Here is a 239-nt window from a genome sequence, read left to right on the forward strand (position 1 = left end):
TAGGACTCTCCGCGCCCGCGGGGAACAAGGATGCACCCATCACCGTGCGGAGGGGCAATCCGGGAGCGGTCATACCACATCATGTGCCGGACCGACCGCTGCCGTCGGCGTGATGAGGCAGCCGCGACATCGTGGCACACATCACAGCGACCGCCATGCCGCCGAGCATGAAGAGGGCCAGGCCGATCTCCTCACCGAAGACGTAATCGCCCTCGGGCCGCCCGCCGAGGAGGACGATG

General features: G+C 67.4%; 1 protein-coding gene. It reads right to left on the reverse strand.

Translation table 11 applies throughout. From position 1 onward, the window contains the following. Window positions 1–79: 79 nt before the first annotated feature. On the reverse strand, window positions 80–239 hold a 160-nt coding region (locus tag BFF76_RS34220; RefSeq protein WP_244167370.1), incomplete at its 5' end, for a DUF6113 family protein.

The organism is Streptomyces mutomycini (assembly GCF_001700505.1).
GTDB classification, from domain to species: Bacteria; Actinomycetota; Actinomycetes; order Streptomycetales; family Streptomycetaceae; genus Streptomyces; species Streptomyces mutomycini.